Here is a 16,846-nt window from a genome sequence, read left to right on the forward strand (position 1 = left end):
CCTCGGTTACTGCTGCCGCAGCCCGGCCAGCAGGGCGGGGGCGTTGCGCTGGGCGCGGGCTTTTTCCTGGGGCGTGAGGGTAGGCTTCAGCAACAGGTCGAAGATGGACTGTTGGGCGGGAGGTAGGCCGGCTCGCTTGGCCCGCTGGTCTTTCGGCTTCAGGGCTTTCACGAGGGTAGTAGCTTGCTGCAGGGCCTGCTCTGGAGTGGGGGCAGGATTGCTGCCGCGGGGTGGGGTAGTGGTGTAGCCGCCGCTCACGTACGTAAACTCAATCAGGCAGCCTTGGCAAGCGGTACCCTTAGGGGCTTCTTCCGAAGGGCCCGAGGTGATGGAGGCGCTATCGGTGGCCAGGTAGAGCTTGGTGCCATCGGGCGACATGGCCAGGTCGCGGTAGCGGATGGGGCCGCGGAAGTACATCAGCGTGTCGGAGGCTACGGCGGTGCCGTCGTCGGTGAGCTTCAGCCGGATCAGCTTGCCTTTTTTCAGGGTCGGAATCAGCAGGGAGTTTTGCCAGCCCGGAATAGCCGTAGCCGAGTACACCGCCAAGCTGCTGGGGGCCTCGGAGTTCCAGGTGGGTTCGTCGGAGCTATGGTTGCGGGTGCGGGTGAGGACGGTGGTCAGGAACTGGTTGCTTAGCGGATACAAAGAGGCAATGGGGTTGCGGTAGTCAGCGCCCAGCCGGGCAGCGTTGGCCTGCTCACTCCCGATGGTGGGGTAGGTGGTATGCCAGGGCCCGGGAAGGGTAGCGTGCTCGGAGGCCGCTGCGGCTAAGCCGTTGTAGTTGCCATCAGCCAGGCCAATCACCAGCGGGTGACCGTAGTTTTTGCCCCGCTCCACCAGGTTTACTTCGTCGTCGGAAAACGGGCCGTGCTCGGAGGCGTAGAGCCGGCCGGTGCCGCCTACCACGGCGTAGGCCAGGCCCTGGGCGTTGCGGTGGCCCAGGCTCCAGACGGCGCTCTGCCGCCCCTGGCTGAACGGGTTATCGTTCGGAATCCACCGGTCGTACTGGCCCAGGTCGGTGTCGGGCTCCGGGTTGAAGCGCAGCACTTTGCCCTCGTAGGAAGCCGGGTTTTGCGCGTGGTTCGGACGGCCGCCGTTCTCAAACTGCCCTGCTCCCAGGTCGCCGACGGAATAAAACAGATAGTCGCGGCCGGCTACGGGGGCTATCAGCAAGCGGCCCGCGTTGTGGTCGTTGCTGGCCGGAATAGAGTCGCACAACACCAAGGGGCGCGCGAGCTGCTGCCGGGTGGCATCGTACTCGTAGCGCACCAGGCGAGCCGTGAAATAGTTGCCGCCGTGGTTGGGGCGGCTGCCGTTACCGGGTTGGTTGGCTCCTTCAAACCTATAGATATAGGTCAGGTACACGTAGGGCTTGCCGGTGAGCAATTGCGGGTGCAGGGCCAGGCCCATCAGGCCGCCCTGGAGCCAGGGCTTGCCCCCGTCCACGGAGTCCGGAACCTTGTCGTAGCGCGGAAACTCCCGGATTTTGCTCAGGTCGAGCAGCACTTGCCGCGCCCCGGTGGCTGGGTTTACGCGGCTGACGCGGTAGCCGCGGGCTTCGGTAATCCAGAGGAAATTATCGGGGCCGTAGGCCACTTCCCACGGGTCACTGAGCTTCTCGGTAATCACGCGCCGCGTGAACTGCTCGCCCAAGGGCCCGGTCACGGTTTGAGCCAATGCCGGACCTGATACGGCTACTGCTACCAGCCCGCCAAGGAAATAGGAAAACCGCACGATAAGTAAGGTTCAGGTTGAAAAAACGCGCCTCATGGCGGTTTATCCTTACTTACCGGCGCGGCGGCGGGTTATGCTTGACCTTGGATTGTTGTAGTAACTTCTGAATGAAAAAAGAATATAATCTGTAAGCGGAATACTTTATTCATAATGCATTTTAAAAATTAGATTGAGGTTCAATTGACGACTTAGTTATCAGAATTGTGGATTCGAGTTGGAATAATTCTAATAGGTTTTCTGGAGTTGAATTCGACTGGTTTGCTGTCGATAGAGCAGGTGCCATTGGGTTATTTTCAACAGGAGGATATGGTGACATACCCATCGAGGTTGTACGCTATTATCGGTTTTATGACTTGATTACTTCTCGACTACAATTGCCGAATCTAGGGACAATGGCAGTATGGAAGGACTTTGCTCAATACGGTTTTTATGTTTTCGATTGGCAGCTTTATGAAGGACCTTACTTGAAAATAGAGCCGCCACTAGCAACTCTTCAAGAGGAGCTTCGAAATCAAATTATGGCAATTCCCAATCTGCCATTTTTGAGCGTTTCATTTGAGATGATCGGCAAAGTGGAAATTGAACAGCACAAGTCACCCAGCTAAATATGTATTTATGCTAGGGTTGAGCAGCGAAATAAAATCAGTTCACAGAATAGCTACCTACTCATCCTCCGGAAACTTCCCCATGCCGCCGCTTTCAAAGTCAGCAATGGCCTGCACCAGCTCGCGGTTGGTGTTCATCACGAAGGGGCCGTAGGTAGCCAGCGGCTCCTCAATGGGCTCCCCGGCCAGTACCGTCAGCACGGTATCTTCGGTGGCGGTGAGGTGCACATCCGTAGAATCCCAGCCGAATACCACTAGCTGTTTCGTGACGGCCGGGCGGTTGCCGTGCATAGTAATAGCGCCTTTCACCACGTAGATGCCCACGTTGTAGTCGGCCGGCAGACTGATGGTAGCTTCGGTGCCGGCAGGCAGGTGTACGTCGAGCAGGGTGATGGGGGAGAAGGTTTCGGCCGGGCCGGCTACCCCTTCGTATGTGCCCGATACGACCCGAATGCGGCCGCGTCCATCGGCGGTAGCCACTTCCGGAATGTCCTGGGCCCGAATGTTCTGGTAGCGGGGCGGGGCCATCTTGTCGCGGGCGGGCACGTTTACCCACAGCTGCAGCAGCTCCAGGGTGCCGCCACGGCGGGCAAACTCCCGCTCGTGGCGCTCCTCGTGCAAGAGGCCTGCGCCGGCTGTCATCCACTGCACGTCGCCGGGGCCCAGGGCGCCCGTGTGGCCGGCCGTGTCGCGGTGGGCCAGGTAGCCCTCGTACATCACCGTTACCGTTTCGAAGCCGCGGTGAGGGTGAGGGGGCGTACCCAGGGGCGCTTCGGTGGGGGCTACCGGCATGGGGCCGGTGTGGTCGATGAGCAGGAAGGGGCTGAGCTGACGGATGCGCGGCCCGGGCATGGGGCTGGTCACGTCGAAGCCGTCACCCACGAATTTCTTATTGCCGTCAATTACCTGAAAAATGCGGCGGCCGGAGGTTGCAGTCATGGTAGGGGGTAGTAGGCAGGAGGCTCCTATACGCGCAGCTACCCAACGGCGGCTACGTCCTACCCTCAACCACCGGCCCAGCCCCCAGGTTTAGGCGCTGGGCTGTTGGCTCCGACAGGGGCGGGCGTTCGTGCCGCTCAGGCGGTGGCGTGGCCCGCTTCTATTAAGCCTTACAGCAGGCTCTGCATAAATGGGTCCTGGAAATCAGGAGCGAAGTGCAGCACGTTGGGCAGGTGGCTGAACTCTTCGGGCTGGTGGGTGGTGGTCAGGATGACGGTTTGCATGCCCGCATTCAGAGCCGCCTCGGCGCCCTTGGGCACGTCCTCGAATACTAGGCAATCCGAGGGAGCTACGCCAAGCAGCTGCGCGGCTTTCAGGAAGGTTTCGGGGTGGGGCTTGCTCAGCTGCACATCATCGGCGCTGACGATGGCCGAGAAGTAGCGGCGGATATCGAGGCCATCGAGCACGAAATCGATATTGAAAGGAATAGCCGCCGAGCCGATGGCCAGCTGAATGCCGCGCTGGTGGGCTGCGGTCAGAAAATCGAGCAAACCGGGCAGCAGCTGCAGGTGGGGCCGGAACTCCTCCTGGTAGCGCTGCTCCTTGCGCACGGCCAGCTCATCCATTTCCGCCGCTGTAAACCGGTCGGGCCCGAACATTCGCACCAGCACCTCCTGGTTTTTGCCGTACATCTGCGGCTTTACCTCTTCCCAGCTGAAATTACCGCCCAACTCGTGGTTCAGAATGTGCTGCCAGGCGCTGGTGTGGTACTCCATGTCGTGAATCATGGTGCCGTTGAGGTCGAAGAGGAAGGCTTTCATAGGAGAGAAGGGGGTAGGGAAATAAGCCTGAGCAGGACGTAGGACTTGCAAAGCTGAGGCAAATATGGCGGTCTGAGCCTTTTTTAAGCAGACTTTGCTGCAGGCAACAAGGTAGTACAACCCAAGCCCTGGCTAATCGTTTTGCGGCGGAGCTAAAAAAAAACGTTATATGTCGTAAACATACGTCAAATCTATGTCGTATGTTTACGACATAGTTACTGCCTCATGACCTACGCCAAAACCGCCGCTTTCACCGAGGAGCAGCAACAGCTAGCCCGGGTAGCCAAAGCCCTGGCCCACCCAGCCCGAATAGCCATTATTCAGCTGCTGGCCAGCAAGCAAACCTGCATTTCCGGCGACATAGCCGCCGAACTGCCCTTGTCGCGCACCACTGTGTCGCAGCACCTGCAGGAACTGAAAGCCCTGGACCTGATTCGGGGTGAAATTGACGGCCTGACGGTGTGCTACTGCCTAAACACCGAGCTGCTGCAGCAGGTGCAGGCGCAGTTTGCAGCCTTTTTTGCCTTCGCCGCTGCTGGTGCCGTCTGCGGCCCCGCCGACGCTTGTGCCTGCTAATTTTTCTTCCACCTCATGTATCTTTCTGCTGTATGGAAACTCCTGTTTTCCCGCGCATGCACGTATCCTTGTACGTGTCGGACCTGACTGCTACGGTCAACTTCTACACGGCCTTTTTCGGGCAGCCAGCCGTTAAAATCCGGCGCGGCTACGCCAAGTACGTGCTCAACTCGCCGGCCCTGATTATCTCCTTCGTGGAAAACCCGGCCCGCGTAGCCAGCAACTTTGGCCACCTGGGCTTTCAGGTAGAAACCGTGGCGGAAATGGAGCAGCGCCTAGACTTGGCCCGCCGGGCCGGCCTGGTAGCCCGCGAGGAAATGGGTACAGCCTGCTGCTACGCCAAGCAAGACAAGTTTTGGGTGAACGACCCCGATGGGGTGGAATGGGAAGTCTACTACTTCCACGAAGATGCCGAGTTTAACGACCCGCGCTACCAGCAGGAGTATGACCAAGCAGCCGGCACTAGCCAGTGCTGCATTGCTCCGGCTTCTACGGAGGCATCCGCCCCTACGGAAGTGCTGACGACTGCGCCGATGGCTTTTACCCTGGCTGAGGGACCCGCCTGCACGCCTGGCGGCGGGTGCTGCTAAGAAGCCGGGCGGCATAAATCTCCGGGAGCAGGGCCGCCCGCTTCTTTCCTTTCCTCTGATCAGCTTATCCGCTGCCCATGACGATTGCCTTTTTCTCCGACGTGCACGCCAACCTGCCCGCCCTGCAGGCCGTGCTGGCCGACATCGACCAGCGCCGGCCCGACATGGTGTTCTGCCTCGGCGACTTAGTAGGCTACGCGCCCTGGCCCAATGAAGTAATACATGAAGTGCGCCGCCGCGGCATTCCTACCCTGGCCGGTAACTACGACCAGGGTATTGGGCTGGCCAGCAGTAACTGCGGCTGCGCCTACAAAACCGACACCGAGAAGAGCCTGGGTGCCCAGAGCATTGCCTTCACCAACCAAGTGGTTGGCGACGAAGAGCGCCGCTACCTGCGCCTGCTACCCAAACACATGCGCCTCGATTTTCAAGAGGAGCCCTGCACGCTGAGCTTGCTGATGGTGCACGGCTCGCCGCGCAAAATCAATGAGTACCTGTTCGAGGACCGCCCCGAGGCCAGCTTCCTGCGCGTGCTCCAGGAGGCCCAGGCCGATGTGCTACTGTTTGGGCACACCCACAAGCCGTTCCACCGCACTTTCGCCTACGAGCACGAGGGCCAGACGCGCTACCGCCACGCCCTGAACATTGGCTCGGTGGGCAAACCCAAGGATGGCGACCCGCGCGCGGCCTACCTGCTGCTCCACCTCGATGAGCATACTACCCCCGCGGACCCCCAAAGTGTGCGCTCAGAACTGGTGCGCGTGCCCTACGACGTAGAGCGGGCTGCCCAAGCCGTAGAAGCCTCGCCCTTGCCTAACGAGTACGCCGATATGCTGCGCCAGGCGAAGTAAGAAAGGCGCAGTGTAGATTGGTCCGCCGGCTATACCTCCGTCCTTTCTCAATGCTTACTACCAATTGTACATTCCTTACTGCTCATGACAACTTCTATTCAGCCGCTGCTGCCGGGGCAATGGCCCGCCGTAAAAGCCATTTATGAAGCTGGTATTGCCACCGGACACGCCACCTTCGCCACCGAGGCAACCACCTGGGAAGCCTGGGACCAGAGCCACATAGCGCACAGCCGATTAGTAGCGGTGAACGAGGCGGAACAGGTGCTCGGGTGGGCGGCCCTGTCGCCGGTGTCGAGCCGGTGCGTGTACGGGGGTGTTGCCGAGGTGAGCGTGTACGTAGCCCCTGAGGCGCGTGGGCAAGGCGTGGGCCGGCAGCTGCTGGCGGCGCTGGTACATGAATCAGAGCAACACGGTATGTGGATGTTGCAGGCCGGTATCTTCCCTGAGAATGAGGCGAGCGTGCGCCTGCACGAGGCCGCCGGATTCCGGGTGGTGGGCCGGCGGGAGCGAATCGGCCAGCTGGCCGGCCGCTGGCGCGACACTCTGCTGCTGGAGCGGCGTAGCAGCTGCGTTGGGGTAGCGTAAAAAAAGCCCGGAGCAGCACTGCTCCGGGCTTTGTGAGTAGGCAGGGGGTAGGGCCTACTGCCCGATGCCCTGGTACTTGTTGTCCGTGTAGGTGAGGCTGAAGCTGCCCAGGTTTTTGAAGTAGCTGTTCACCAGTTTGGCGGGGTCGGTGGCCAGCTCGCCGCGGCCGGGCACGTCGTTGCCGTCGTCCCAGGCCCAGGGGGCGTTGGCGCCACCGTTGCCGTAGCTTTTCACAAAGCCCCCGGCTGCTGAGGTAAACAGGGCCGCGTTGGTGCGCTGGTCCCAGAGGCCACCCGAAGCGAAGATGTCCACGAGCTTGTACTTCACGTCCCGGTCGTCGGCGTTGGCGGGCGCTTCGGCCACGGTAGCCGAGGGGAAGTACTTGATGCCGTCGCCATTAAGCTTGTAGTAGGGGTAGGCTTTCAGACCGTGGCCCTTGGCTTCCTGAGCCGTGACGGGGTGCAGCTCCCCATTCACCGATTCCAGAGTCAGCGTACCGTCGATGTCTTCCTGGTTAGCGTGCAGGGGGCTGCCTGCCGGCACGAAAGAGTAGAAATCGGAGTGCGCTACCGTGACGATGGCCTGCAGGTTGCCGTAGGTCGAGCCGTCCTTTTTCACTACCGCTAACAAGCCTTCCAGGTCGTTTTCGTGCTCGTCGAGGTTGTAGGCCACCGCAACGTCGGTCCAGTCGCGGGGGTGGAAGAAGGCGTAGGTCACAAACCAGTGGGTGCTCGTTTCCACCACCGAGTAGTAGCCGTGGCCCGTGGCGGCGTAGTTGGGCAGGTTGTTCCAGTTGTTCGTGCCCGACCAGTCGCCGTCGTAGTTGATGGCCGTGAGGTAGTCGCCCTTCCCGCTGAAGCCGTGGGAGCCGGTTACGTCGGTGTCCTGGTAGTGCACCGGGGCCCAGCGCAAGGCCAAGCTGGCTTTGAAGGCTGCGGTAGCGTTGGCCGTTTGGGTGGTTTTAGGAGCCACCACTTCTTCCGGCGTAATGGTTTCGTGGCAGCTTGATAGCGCCGAGAGGGCCAAGCCGGTGACGAGTAGCCCTACTTTGGGGGTAAGGTTTTTCATGAGGTGTTTTGGTTATGGATGAAGGAAAGGAAGGTTAGTAGCCGGGGTTCTGCTTGAGCTGGGCGTTCAGCGTCAGCTCAGTAGCGGGAACAGGGAAAATGCGGCGGTAGGTGTCGGCGTTGGTTTTCATGCCCTGGCCCCACACCGATTCCCACTTACCGAAGCGGATGAGGTCGTGGCGGCGCCAGCCTTCCCAGGCCATTTCGCGGCTTCGCTCCTCAAAGAGGGTAGGCAGGTCCACGGCCGTGAAGGCGGGCACCTGAGCGCGGGTGCGCACCTGGTTCACGAGGCTCAGGGGGGTAGTACCGTCGGGGTCCTGGCCCCCGCGCAGAATGGCTTCGGCCTTCATCAGCAGCACGTCGGCGTAGCGCAGCAGCACTAGGTCGTTGCCCTGGTCGCGGGAGGTCGAGGACTTGTCGGGGTAGTACTTGATGTTGCGCGTGCCCTGGGCCTTGCCCAACTCGTCGTTGCCCACATCGAACTTGGCCGGGTCGCGGAACGTGAGCTTGTCGCTCAGCTCCAAGTGGTAGTTGATTTTGTCGTTGCCGTCGGCGCCGGTGTAGCGCGAGTCGAGGCCTTTTTTAGTCGTGGCAATCAGGATGGGCGTGCGGCCGTCGTTGAGGTACTGCTTGCCCGCGAGCCACTGCTGGTTGCGCGTGTCGGTGGGCTCCTTGTAGAGGGCGTAGAACTCGGGCCAGGTCAGGCTGGCGTTGCTGGGCGTGAAGAGCAGGCTGAACTTGTCCTTCATCTGCTGGTGCAGGGCAAAGCGCGACATCATGTTGCCCTGGGCCAGGTTGGCATCAAAAGGCACCGCGAAGATGATTTCGTTTACCTGGGGGCCGTTTTCCACCGCAAACACGTCCATGTAGTTCGTGGCTAGGCTGTACTTCTTGCCCTTGATGATGGTGTTGCAGGCTGCAATGGCCTCCGTGTATTTCGCCTGCCCGATGTACACTTCGGCGTTCAGGTAGAGCTTGGCCAGCAGGGCCTGAGCCGTGCCCTGGGTGGGGCGCCCGTAGGTCTGGGCCGATACGTCGGCGGACAGGTTGGGCAGGGCCTGCTTCAGCTCGCTCTCGATGTAGGTAAACACCTGCTGGCGGGTAGCGTTGGTGGGCTGCTGGGTCGAGCCAAATTCTGGCACCAGCGGAATGTTGCCGTACAAATCCATCATCAGGAAGTAGTACAGCGCGCGCATAGTGCGCAGCTCGGCCGTGAACTGGGTTTTGAAGGCCCCGTCGGCGGTGTTCTGGAACAAGGCCAGGGTGCGGTTGCAGGTGCTGATGCCGCTGAAGCCCCATTCCCAGGCCACGCGCACAAACTCGTTCTGGGGGTTCCAGGTGTGCAGGCTCAGCTGCTGGTAGCGGGCCCCGTCGTAGTAGTTGCCGTTGCGGGCCACAATCACGACCTCGTCGGTGCTCAGCTCCTGCAGGTTCCAGTAGGCCTTGGCTACTTCGCCGCGCATCTGGCTGTACACCGGGCCCGAGGCGGCAATAAACTGCTCGGGCGTGGTCAGGAAGTTGCTGGGCGTGTACTCCGATTCGATGGGCGCATCCAGGTCGGTGCAGCCGGCCGTGAGCAGCAGGGCCGTGAGAGCACCGGCTAGGGTCAGGGAGCGGGCGGGGCGTATCGTTGAGAAAGAAAAGGACATGGAGGCAGAGGCTTAAAATTCCAGGTTCACGCCCAGCACGTAGGAGCGGGTCTTGGGGTAGAAGTTATTGTTGTCGAGGCCGGGGGTGAGGCCGCCCAGGTTCATCTCCGGGTCAATGCCGCGGTAGTTGGTGATGGTGAACAGGTTCTGGCTGGTCACGTACACGCGGGCCCGCTTCACGTACTCGTTTTTCAGGGGCAGATTATAGCCCAGCGTCACGTTGTCGAGGCGCAGGTAGGCGCCGTCTTCGAGGTAGCGGTTGGAGTAGTAGTTGGCGCGGTTGTCGGCGTAGGGCTCTCCGAGCGAGAAGGCCGGCAGGTTGGTGGCCGTAGACTGGGCCGGAATATTGAGGTTGGCCAGGGTAGCGTTCAGGATTTTATTGCCCGATACACCCCGCAGAAAGAAGTTCAGGTCGAGGTTTTTCCAGCTCAGCGTGTTGCTCAGGCCGTAGAGCAGGGTAGGCTGGGCGTTGCCCTGGTACTTGTAGTCGTTGAGGGTCGGCGAGCCGGTGGTAGTGCCGTCGGCCTTGTAGAACAGGGAGAGGCCCTGCTCGTCGCGCCCGGCGTACTCCGGCAGAAAGAACTGCCCAATGGGGTAGCCCGTCTTCACTACCTGGGTAGAAATGCCGCTTTGGCCCGAGCCGCCGGGGTAGGCGGTGTACACCTGGTCGAGGCGGAACTGGTCGTTGGCCAGCTTCTCCACCTTGTTTCGGTTGTGGGCCAGCGTGCCCGTCAGGCTCCACTGGAAGTTGCCGCTCTGCACGGGGGTAGCGTTCAGGGTCAGCTCCAGGCCCTTGTTGCTGATTTCGCCCACGTTGGCGTAGAGCGTGTTTACGAAGTACTGAGTCGTCGAAACCGGGTAGTTCCAGATCAGGTCGGAGGTGCGCTTGTCGTAGTACTCCACGGTGCCGCCCAGGCGGTTGCCGAACAAGCCGAAGTCCAGGCCCACGTTCAGCATGGCCGTCGATTCCCACTTCAAATCGGGGTTGGGGTTCTGGGTGGGGCCGATGGCCTTGATGAAGGAGCCGTTGTAGTAGAAGGTGCCCACGCTGCTGTAGCGCTGGGTGGCAATCAGCGGGTCGAAGCCCAGGGAGTTACCCGTGATGCCGTAGCCCACGCGCAGCTTCAGCTCGTTCAGCTTTTCCTGGCCCGAGAGGAAGTCTTCGCCGGCCAGATTCCAGGCCAGGGAGGCTGCCGGGAAGGTGCCCCAGCGGTTGTTCTGCCCGAAGGCCGAGGAGCCGTCGCGCCGCACCGACACTTGCAGGAAATACCGATCCTTGAGGCTGTAGTTCAGGCGGGAGTAGAAGGAAATGAGGCGCAGGGTGGAAATGCCCAGGCTGTAGCCGGCAATGGCCGCGTCGTAGTTCGGCGAAACGCCGCCGGGGTTGCCCAGGCCCAGGTTGTTGTAGCCCAGCTGGTCCGACACGAAGCCGCGGGTATCGGTCTGGAAACCGTCGCCGTTTTTGTCTTCCTGCCAGGAGTAGCCCACCAGCACTTTCAGGTCGTTGGTGGCGTTGTTCAGCGGGTTATAAGTCAGGTAGTTTTCCAGGATTTTGCGGGTGTTGTCCACGCTGTAGCGGCGGGCCAGGCCTCGGGCCGCCAGACCGGTCACGTTGGCCGCGTTGGGCACCGGCGACTCGCGCCCCTGGTAGGAGCCACCCTTCACCGATTCGTTCTGCATGCTCAGGCTGAGCGTGTTGGTAAGGTTGGGCAGAATGGTGAGCTGGGCGCTGGCGTTACCCAGCAGGGTGTTGATTTTGCGCTCCTCCTTGTTCTGCTCCAGCAAGGCCACCGGGTTGTAGTACTGGGTGCGGGTCAGGTTTTCCTTGTAGGTACCGTCGGGGTTGCGGATGGCCGTAGTGGGCAAGTGCGTGAGCATGTTCTTGTACACCAAATCCGGAATCAGATTCTGCTTGAGCAGGGAGTTGGTGAGGGTAAAGCGCAGCTGCAGCTTGTCCTTGAGGGTTTTCTGATCGAGGTTGATTTTGCCGATAACCCGCTCACTATCGGAGGTTTTGATGACCCCGCCCCGCTTGAAGTAGTTCACGCTGGCATTGAAAGCCGATTTCTCGGAGCCGCCCCCGTAGCTGATGGTGTGGTTGTGGCTCAGGCCGGTGCGCATCACCTCTTTCTGCCAGTCAGTATTCACGCCCGCGTCGTTGTCGGCGGGGCTGAGGCTTTTGCTGTTGGCGTCGAGGTAGCCGCGCAGCTGGTCGCCGCTGAGCATTTCAATGGTGTTCGACACCTGCTCCACACCCACATAGCCGCTGTACGTCACGGCCGCGTTGGGCTTCTGCCGGCGGGTAGTAATGATGATAACCCCGTTGGCGGCCCGGGCCCCGTAAATGGCCGTGGCCGAGGCATCCTTCAGCACGTCAATGCTCACAATGTCGTCGGGGGCTACCAGGTTGATGCTGGCTGCGGGCACGCCGTCAATCACGTAAAAAGGCTCCTGGGCCTGGCCCGTGCGCAGGGACGAAGCGCCACGCAGCACCACGGAGGCCGTGGCGTTGGGGTCGCCGCTGCGGGTGATGTTCAGGCCGGCTACCTTGCCTTGCAGCACCTGGTCGGGGGTAGCCACTACGCCGCGGTTAAACTCGCGCGGATCTACGTTGGTGATGGAGCTGGTTACCTCGCCCTTCTTCACGGCCCCGTAGCCAATCACCACCACGTCGTTGAGCAGCTTGGTGTCCTGGGCTAGCGCCACGTCCACGCTGGCCTGGTCGCCGATAGTTATTTCCTGCCCCAGGTAGCCCACAAAGGAGAAGACCAGGGTCGTCGCATCGTCGGGTACCTGCAGATTGTAGAAGCCCTCGGAGTTGGTAACCGCCCCGATGGTCGTGCCTTTCACCAGCACCGTCACGCCGGGCATGGCCGAGCCGGTGGCAGCATCGGTAATCTTGCCCTTGATTTCGCGGGCGGCTTTGCGGCTGGGGTTGGGGGTTTCCGTGGGGGTAGGCCCGCCCGGCTTCAGGATGATGACGCCTTGCTTTTCCTCGAATTGCAGCGGCGTTTTGCGCGTCATCTGCCGCAGGATGTCGCCCACCTTGGCGTCGCGGAACTCGGCGGCTTCCACGCGGGCCTGCTGCACGTCGCGGGCTTCATAGAGAATATTGACGCCGGTTTCGCGCTGGAGGCGCTGCAGGGCCGAAGCCAGCGAGCCGCTCTGCATAGCGAAATAGGGCACGGCGGCGCTGGTTTTCTGAGCCTGGCTAGCGGTTGGCAGCGCCGTGGCGGCGGCCAGCAGGGCCGTGGTTAGCAAGAGGGTGCGGCCGTGCGGTCGGCCAGGAAAAAAGTGGTCCAGGTGCATCATACAAGGGGTAGAGTGTGGGCAAGGCGGTGCCCGGCAGGCCGTGGGGCCTGTTATGAGAAGAAGAAAGGAGAGGGGCCAGCAGGCGGCGTTATTCTACCTGATAGGCGGTGGCAGAAAGCTTGGTAATGCGCAAATGGTGGCGTTGCAGGAGCACATTGAGCACGTCAGTAATCTGGTCGGCAGAAAGGGAGGGGTCCAGGGTTCCGGTAAGGGCTACCGTGGGGGCGGGGCGCCGCAGCGTGAAGTGCACGGGGTAATAATTCTCGAGCTGGAACAGAATGTCGGGCAAGGAGGCCTGCTCAAAGGTTAGCAGCTGGCGGGTAGGTAGGGCGGCGGTATAATTATTAGAGGTAAGCGTAAGCTGCCCGGTGCGGGCGTGGTACTGGAGTTGGTCGTGAGGGTGCAATACGCCCAGCACGCGCTGCTGGTGAGCTACCTGCACCCGGCCCGTGTGCACCAACACGGTGGTGGCCGGTAGCTGGGGGTAGGCTTGCACCAGAAAGGAGGTGCCCAGCACTTTTACCGCTACTTCCCCAGCCTGCACCACAAATGGGTGGGCTGGGTCTTTGGTAACGCTGAAGAAGGCCTCGCCCCGCAGCTGCACGCGGCGCACCGCCCCGAAGGAAGCCACGCAGGTCAGCTCCGAGCGGGGTCGAAGCCAGACGTGACTGCTGTCGGGCAGCACTACCTCGCGCTGCTCGCCTACGCCGGTTGCGTAGTGCAGCAGCTCCGGTTGCCGCCCCCGGTGCCAGAGTACCACTCCAGCCACCAGCAGCGGTACTACCACGGCCGCCACCCGTAGGGCAGGCCAGAGCGGCAGCACCCGCCCGGAAGGCCGGGTGCGGGCCCGAACCCCCTCCAGAATCCGGGCCCGCCGCCGGGCTTCCTGTTCCGGGTCGAGGAGCTCGTCATCGTCCGGGGTAGCGGCTACCAGCTCATCCAGCCAGTGCTCCACCTGCGGTTGTGGCCGGGCAGCCGAGTGGCCCCGCAGGTAGCGCAGCAGGTGGGCAGGTAGGTGGTTGAACCGGGAAAGAGGCGACTTCATACAAGAGTTGCACAAGCCCCGGCAAGTAACTACTGGCAGGGCCTGATTTAACGAAAGCGTAATCTGGTAGGAGAGAGGCGGCTAGCGCGAGAAACGCTTGAGGCGCATTACCGTGGGGAAAGGGAGAGCCTGACGATTCAGAAGCGGATGAGCCAAGAGGCAGCCAACCCAAGGAATAACGAATCAGAGGCGGATACATCCGTTTGCCAGGGCTAGCGGCGCTTTTTGGGGCCAGCAGTGGAAAGCACTTCCGGTATGGCCTGGCCGGTGCAGGCGCTGGGCAGCTTGCTTTCCACTAGCATGGCGGCCGTGGGGGCAATATCGGTGATGGTGTGGTACTGGTAGCTGATGCCCGGCGTGATGCCGGCCCCAAACCAGAGCAGGGGTACGTGGCTGTCGTAGGCGTAGCCCGAGCCGTGGGTAGCGCCTACCCCCATTTCCCAGGTCCAGCCGGGTTCCAGCTCAAAGCGCACATCGCCGAAGCGCTTGTAGTACAGTCCATTCTGAAGTTTAGATTCCAGGTAGGCCGTCTGGCTGCTCGCCAGTAGCTGGGCCGTGGTGCTCACCTGGGCAATGCCGTCTTGGTTACGCAGGTACTCGGCCAGCATCTCCTGTACCCGGGCCAGCTCCAGTTTGCGGCTGGCAATGAGCGGGCGGTTGAGGTAGTACATGTTGTTGCGCTCCGTCTCAATCCAGGCGCCGGGCCCCAGCTGTTGGTTCAGGTAGTCGGCCACGCCTTTGTTCAGGGTGGAGTGCGACTGGGCCCCGCTGGGAGCGTGGTGCCGAGCCAGGTAGCGGGGCACTTCGCTGGCGCCGTGGTCGGCGGTCAAGAAGATGGTGTAGTTGCCTTTGCCCACAGTTTTGTCCAGGGCCTGCAGCAGGCGGGCAATTTCCAGATCCAGGCGCAGGTAGAGGTCGTTTTCTTCCTTGGACAGGGGGCCGAAGGTGTGGCCGACGGGGTCGGGGCTGGAGTAGCTCAGGGCCAGCAAATCGGGCACGTCGTCGCGGCCCAGATCCGTGTGTGCCAGCGCTTCCAGGGCCAGGTCCGTCAGCAGGTTATTGCCGAAGGGCGAGATGTTGACCATCTCGTAGGGGGGCGGATTGAGTGGGGCCAGCTTGCTGAGCTCGTAGGGAAAGGTAGCAACCGTTTTGCCCTTGAAAATGCGCTCAAACGAGTTGGAATCGGCGACGCTGTTGAGGTAGGCCTCGGGACCGCGCAAGGGCGTCCAGGTTTGCTGGCGATAGTAGTCGGCCTTTTTCTGGGCGTTGAAATCGGCTACCCACTTGGGCAGCGCGGGCATGTAGTACGTGCTGGAGATAAAGTCGCCAGTGTTCATGTCGAACCAGAAGGCTCCATCGGCCATGTGGCCCGCCGGCAGGGCCGAGGCGCGGTCCTTGAGCGACAAAGCAATGACTTTGCTGCGCCCGTTCGAGACCATCTTCATCTCGTCGCCCAGGGTAGTGCTAACCTGGTTACGCGCCGAAACGCCCATGCCTTTTGGGGTGCCTACTAGTTGTACTGTCGAGTCATCGGTGCAGTACACGTCGCGGCGCAAGCGGCGGTCGTACCAGGAGTTGCCCACAATGCCGTGGTAGCGGGGGGTAGTACCGGTGTACACCGAGGAGTGGCCGGGCCCGGTTACGGTGGGCACGTAGTTGTAGTGGGTGTTGCGGCACTGAAACCCTTCGCGCAGCAGGCGCTTAAAGCCGTCGTTGCCCATCTGGTCGGCGAAGCGCGGGAGGTAGTCGGCGCGCATCTGGTCCACCATAATGCCTACCAGCAGCTTAGGTTTTTTAGGGCTTTGGGCAAGCAGGGCCGGTGCACTCCCCAACAGGAGTGCGGAAAGCAGAAGTTTTCGAATCATACTAAAGGAAGGCACTACCTCGGGGCGACATACGCCGGGGTGCCAAAGCGGAAAAGGAAGATGAAGAAGCCTACCCCCGCCGCGGGCGCAAACCCAGCGCGGAGGCGCGTTCTGGTAAGAGCTGAAGGCCGCAACTCGGCCACCTGATGACGAGCAACTTGCTATTCCCGGCCGGGGCGCCATCTACTCTACCAGTTGCACTGCCTCGGTTTTGTAACTACTGCCTTTCGCTGAATTAACGAAGACGTAATATGAGGCGCAGACATACTGAAAGTGGACTTGGGCTAACAGCTAGCTCCCCTCCTCAGATGAGGAGGGGGTGGGGGTGGTTGACCACTCGTTGAACGACTTACTAGACTTAGTTTCTAATTCTAATCTTTCAACCACCCCCAACCCCTCCTCATCTGAGGAGGGGAGCTAGCTTTCTAGTTATAGTCTTAGCAATAGCGCCCGTGCTATAGCAGGTCTCTACCCTAGCTTAGGATTTTGGTTAGGAAGGGGGAGAGTTTGTGCAGGGCGCTGTTGAGCTGGTTGCGCACAGTTTGCTCGGAGGTGGCGAAGCGCTCGGCCATTTCCTTTACTGAAAAGTCTTCCAGCATGCCGAGCAGGAAGATTTCTTTTTCCTTGGGGGGTAGGACCTGGGCCTGCACCTGAATGGCTGCCAGGGTGTCGTGGCTGACTAGGCGCTTGAGGCCCAGTTCCGTGCTGGGCTCTTGGGTAGCGCCGAACTGCTGGAGGTGGCGGGCCCGGATGTCGGCGTCGCGGAAGCGGGTGAGGATTTTCTTGCGCAGAGCCCCTAGCAGGTAGGCTTGGGCGCTGGTGTGCACGTTAAGCCCGGCGCGGTTAGCCCACAGGTCGCAGAACAGCTCCTGGGTGAGGTCTTCCGCCTCCGGGGCGTCGCGCAGCACCTTATAGGCGTAGCGAAACAGGTCCTGCCAGTGCAGCTCAAACAGCTGTTCAAAGGCCTGGTAGTCGTCGTTGCGGATCCTCTCGAGTAACCCGAGTAAGTTGTCAGTAGCCACGGCGCGTTGTTTGCGCCAAATGTAGAGGGGTTAGTCGACCATAAAAGAAGCTGAAAGCAGATATTACACAAGCTTTACGATCAGGTAATGAATTGATAATTTGGAATATAATGCGGTAGGTAGACGCAGCAAAGCCGGACTGGCGGCCCTTATCGAGGAACACCAACCCGGCTCTGGAAAAGATC

At 61.0% G+C, this 16,846-nt stretch carries 14 protein-coding genes; 5 read left to right on the forward strand and 9 right to left on the reverse strand.

All coding sequences use genetic code 11. The annotated features are described in order from the left end of the window. Positions 1-6: 6 nt before the first annotated feature. A complete protein-coding gene (locus DNI29_RS09415; protein ID WP_110977857.1) occupies positions 7-1,734 on the reverse strand; it encodes a PQQ-dependent sugar dehydrogenase in 1,728 nt (575 codons plus the stop codon). Positions 1,735-1,937: 203 nt separating this feature from the next. Here DNI29_RS09415 and DNI29_RS24105 point away from each other — a divergent pair, with 203 nt between their 5' ends. Beyond that, positions 1,938-2,339, forward strand: a complete 402-nt coding sequence (locus tag DNI29_RS24105; RefSeq protein WP_123823172.1) for a hypothetical protein — start codon at positions 1,938-1,940, stop codon at positions 2,337-2,339. 57 nt (positions 2,340-2,396) lie between these two features. Here the strand turns inward: DNI29_RS24105 and DNI29_RS09425 are convergent, their stop codons facing one another. Both DNI29_RS09425 and DNI29_RS09430 read right to left on the reverse strand, forming a co-directional pair. Then, entirely contained in the window at positions 2,397-3,278 is an 882-nt protein-coding gene (locus DNI29_RS09425; RefSeq protein WP_110977859.1) for a pirin family protein, read from the reverse strand. Between the two features lie 170 nt (positions 3,279-3,448). Then, entirely contained in the window at positions 3,449-4,099 is a 651-nt protein-coding gene (locus tag DNI29_RS09430) for an HAD family hydrolase (protein ID WP_110977860.1), read from the reverse strand. A gap of 225 nt (positions 4,100-4,324) precedes the next feature. On the opposite strand from DNI29_RS09430, the gene DNI29_RS09435 reads away from it, so the two are divergent. From DNI29_RS09435 to DNI29_RS09450, 4 genes are all read left to right on the forward strand, one after another. Then, entirely contained in the window at positions 4,325-4,675 is a 351-nt protein-coding gene (locus DNI29_RS09435) for an ArsR/SmtB family transcription factor (RefSeq protein WP_110977861.1), read from the forward strand. Positions 4,676-4,707: 32 nt separating this feature from the next. After that, positions 4,708-5,265, forward strand: coding sequence for an ArsI/CadI family heavy metal resistance metalloenzyme (locus DNI29_RS09440; protein ID WP_110977862.1), 558 nt, complete (start codon positions 4,708-4,710; stop codon positions 5,263-5,265). Between the two features lie 77 nt (positions 5,266-5,342). Then, entirely contained in the window at positions 5,343-6,116 is a 774-nt protein-coding gene (locus DNI29_RS09445) for a metallophosphoesterase family protein (RefSeq protein ID WP_110977863.1), read from the forward strand. An 84-nt stretch (positions 6,117-6,200) separates the two neighbouring features. After that, positions 6,201-6,701 (forward strand): GNAT family N-acetyltransferase, encoded by a 501-nt coding sequence (locus DNI29_RS09450; protein WP_110977864.1) that lies wholly within the window; start codon positions 6,201-6,203, stop codon positions 6,699-6,701. Between the two features lie 54 nt (positions 6,702-6,755). Here DNI29_RS09450 and DNI29_RS09455 read toward each other — a convergent pair whose 3' ends face one another. The 6 genes from DNI29_RS09455 to DNI29_RS09480 form a co-directional block, all read right to left on the reverse strand. Next, positions 6,756-7,769, reverse strand: coding sequence for a hypothetical protein (locus tag DNI29_RS09455; protein ID WP_110977865.1), 1,014 nt, complete (start codon positions 7,767-7,769; stop codon positions 6,756-6,758). A 34-nt stretch (positions 7,770-7,803) separates the two neighbouring features. Further along, complete coding sequence (locus DNI29_RS09460) at positions 7,804-9,417, reverse strand: RagB/SusD family nutrient uptake outer membrane protein (protein WP_110977866.1); 1,614 nt, start codon at positions 9,415-9,417, stop codon at positions 7,804-7,806. 12 nt (positions 9,418-9,429) lie between these two features. Then, positions 9,430-12,729, reverse strand: coding sequence for a SusC/RagA family TonB-linked outer membrane protein (locus tag DNI29_RS09465; RefSeq protein WP_110977867.1), 3,300 nt, complete (start codon positions 12,727-12,729; stop codon positions 9,430-9,432). Positions 12,730-12,817: 88 nt separating this feature from the next. Next, a complete protein-coding gene (locus DNI29_RS09470) occupies positions 12,818-13,774 on the reverse strand; it encodes a FecR family protein (protein WP_110977868.1) in 957 nt (318 codons plus the stop codon). Between the two features lie 212 nt (positions 13,775-13,986). Further along, the gene (gene pafA / locus DNI29_RS09475; protein WP_162303565.1) at positions 13,987-15,639 is read right to left on the reverse strand and encodes an alkaline phosphatase PafA; all 1,653 of its coding nucleotides are present in this window, start codon (positions 15,637-15,639) and stop codon (positions 13,987-13,989) included. 473 nt (positions 15,640-16,112) lie between these two features. Then, on the reverse strand, positions 16,113-16,661 hold the full coding sequence (locus DNI29_RS09480) for an RNA polymerase sigma factor (protein WP_162303566.1): 549 nt from the start codon (positions 16,659-16,661) through the stop codon (positions 16,113-16,115). Positions 16,662-16,846: the final 185 nt, after the last annotated feature.

It is taken from the genome of Hymenobacter sediminis (assembly GCF_003231285.1).
In the GTDB taxonomy this organism is placed as follows: Bacteria; Bacteroidota; Bacteroidia; order Cytophagales; family Hymenobacteraceae; genus Hymenobacter; species Hymenobacter sediminis.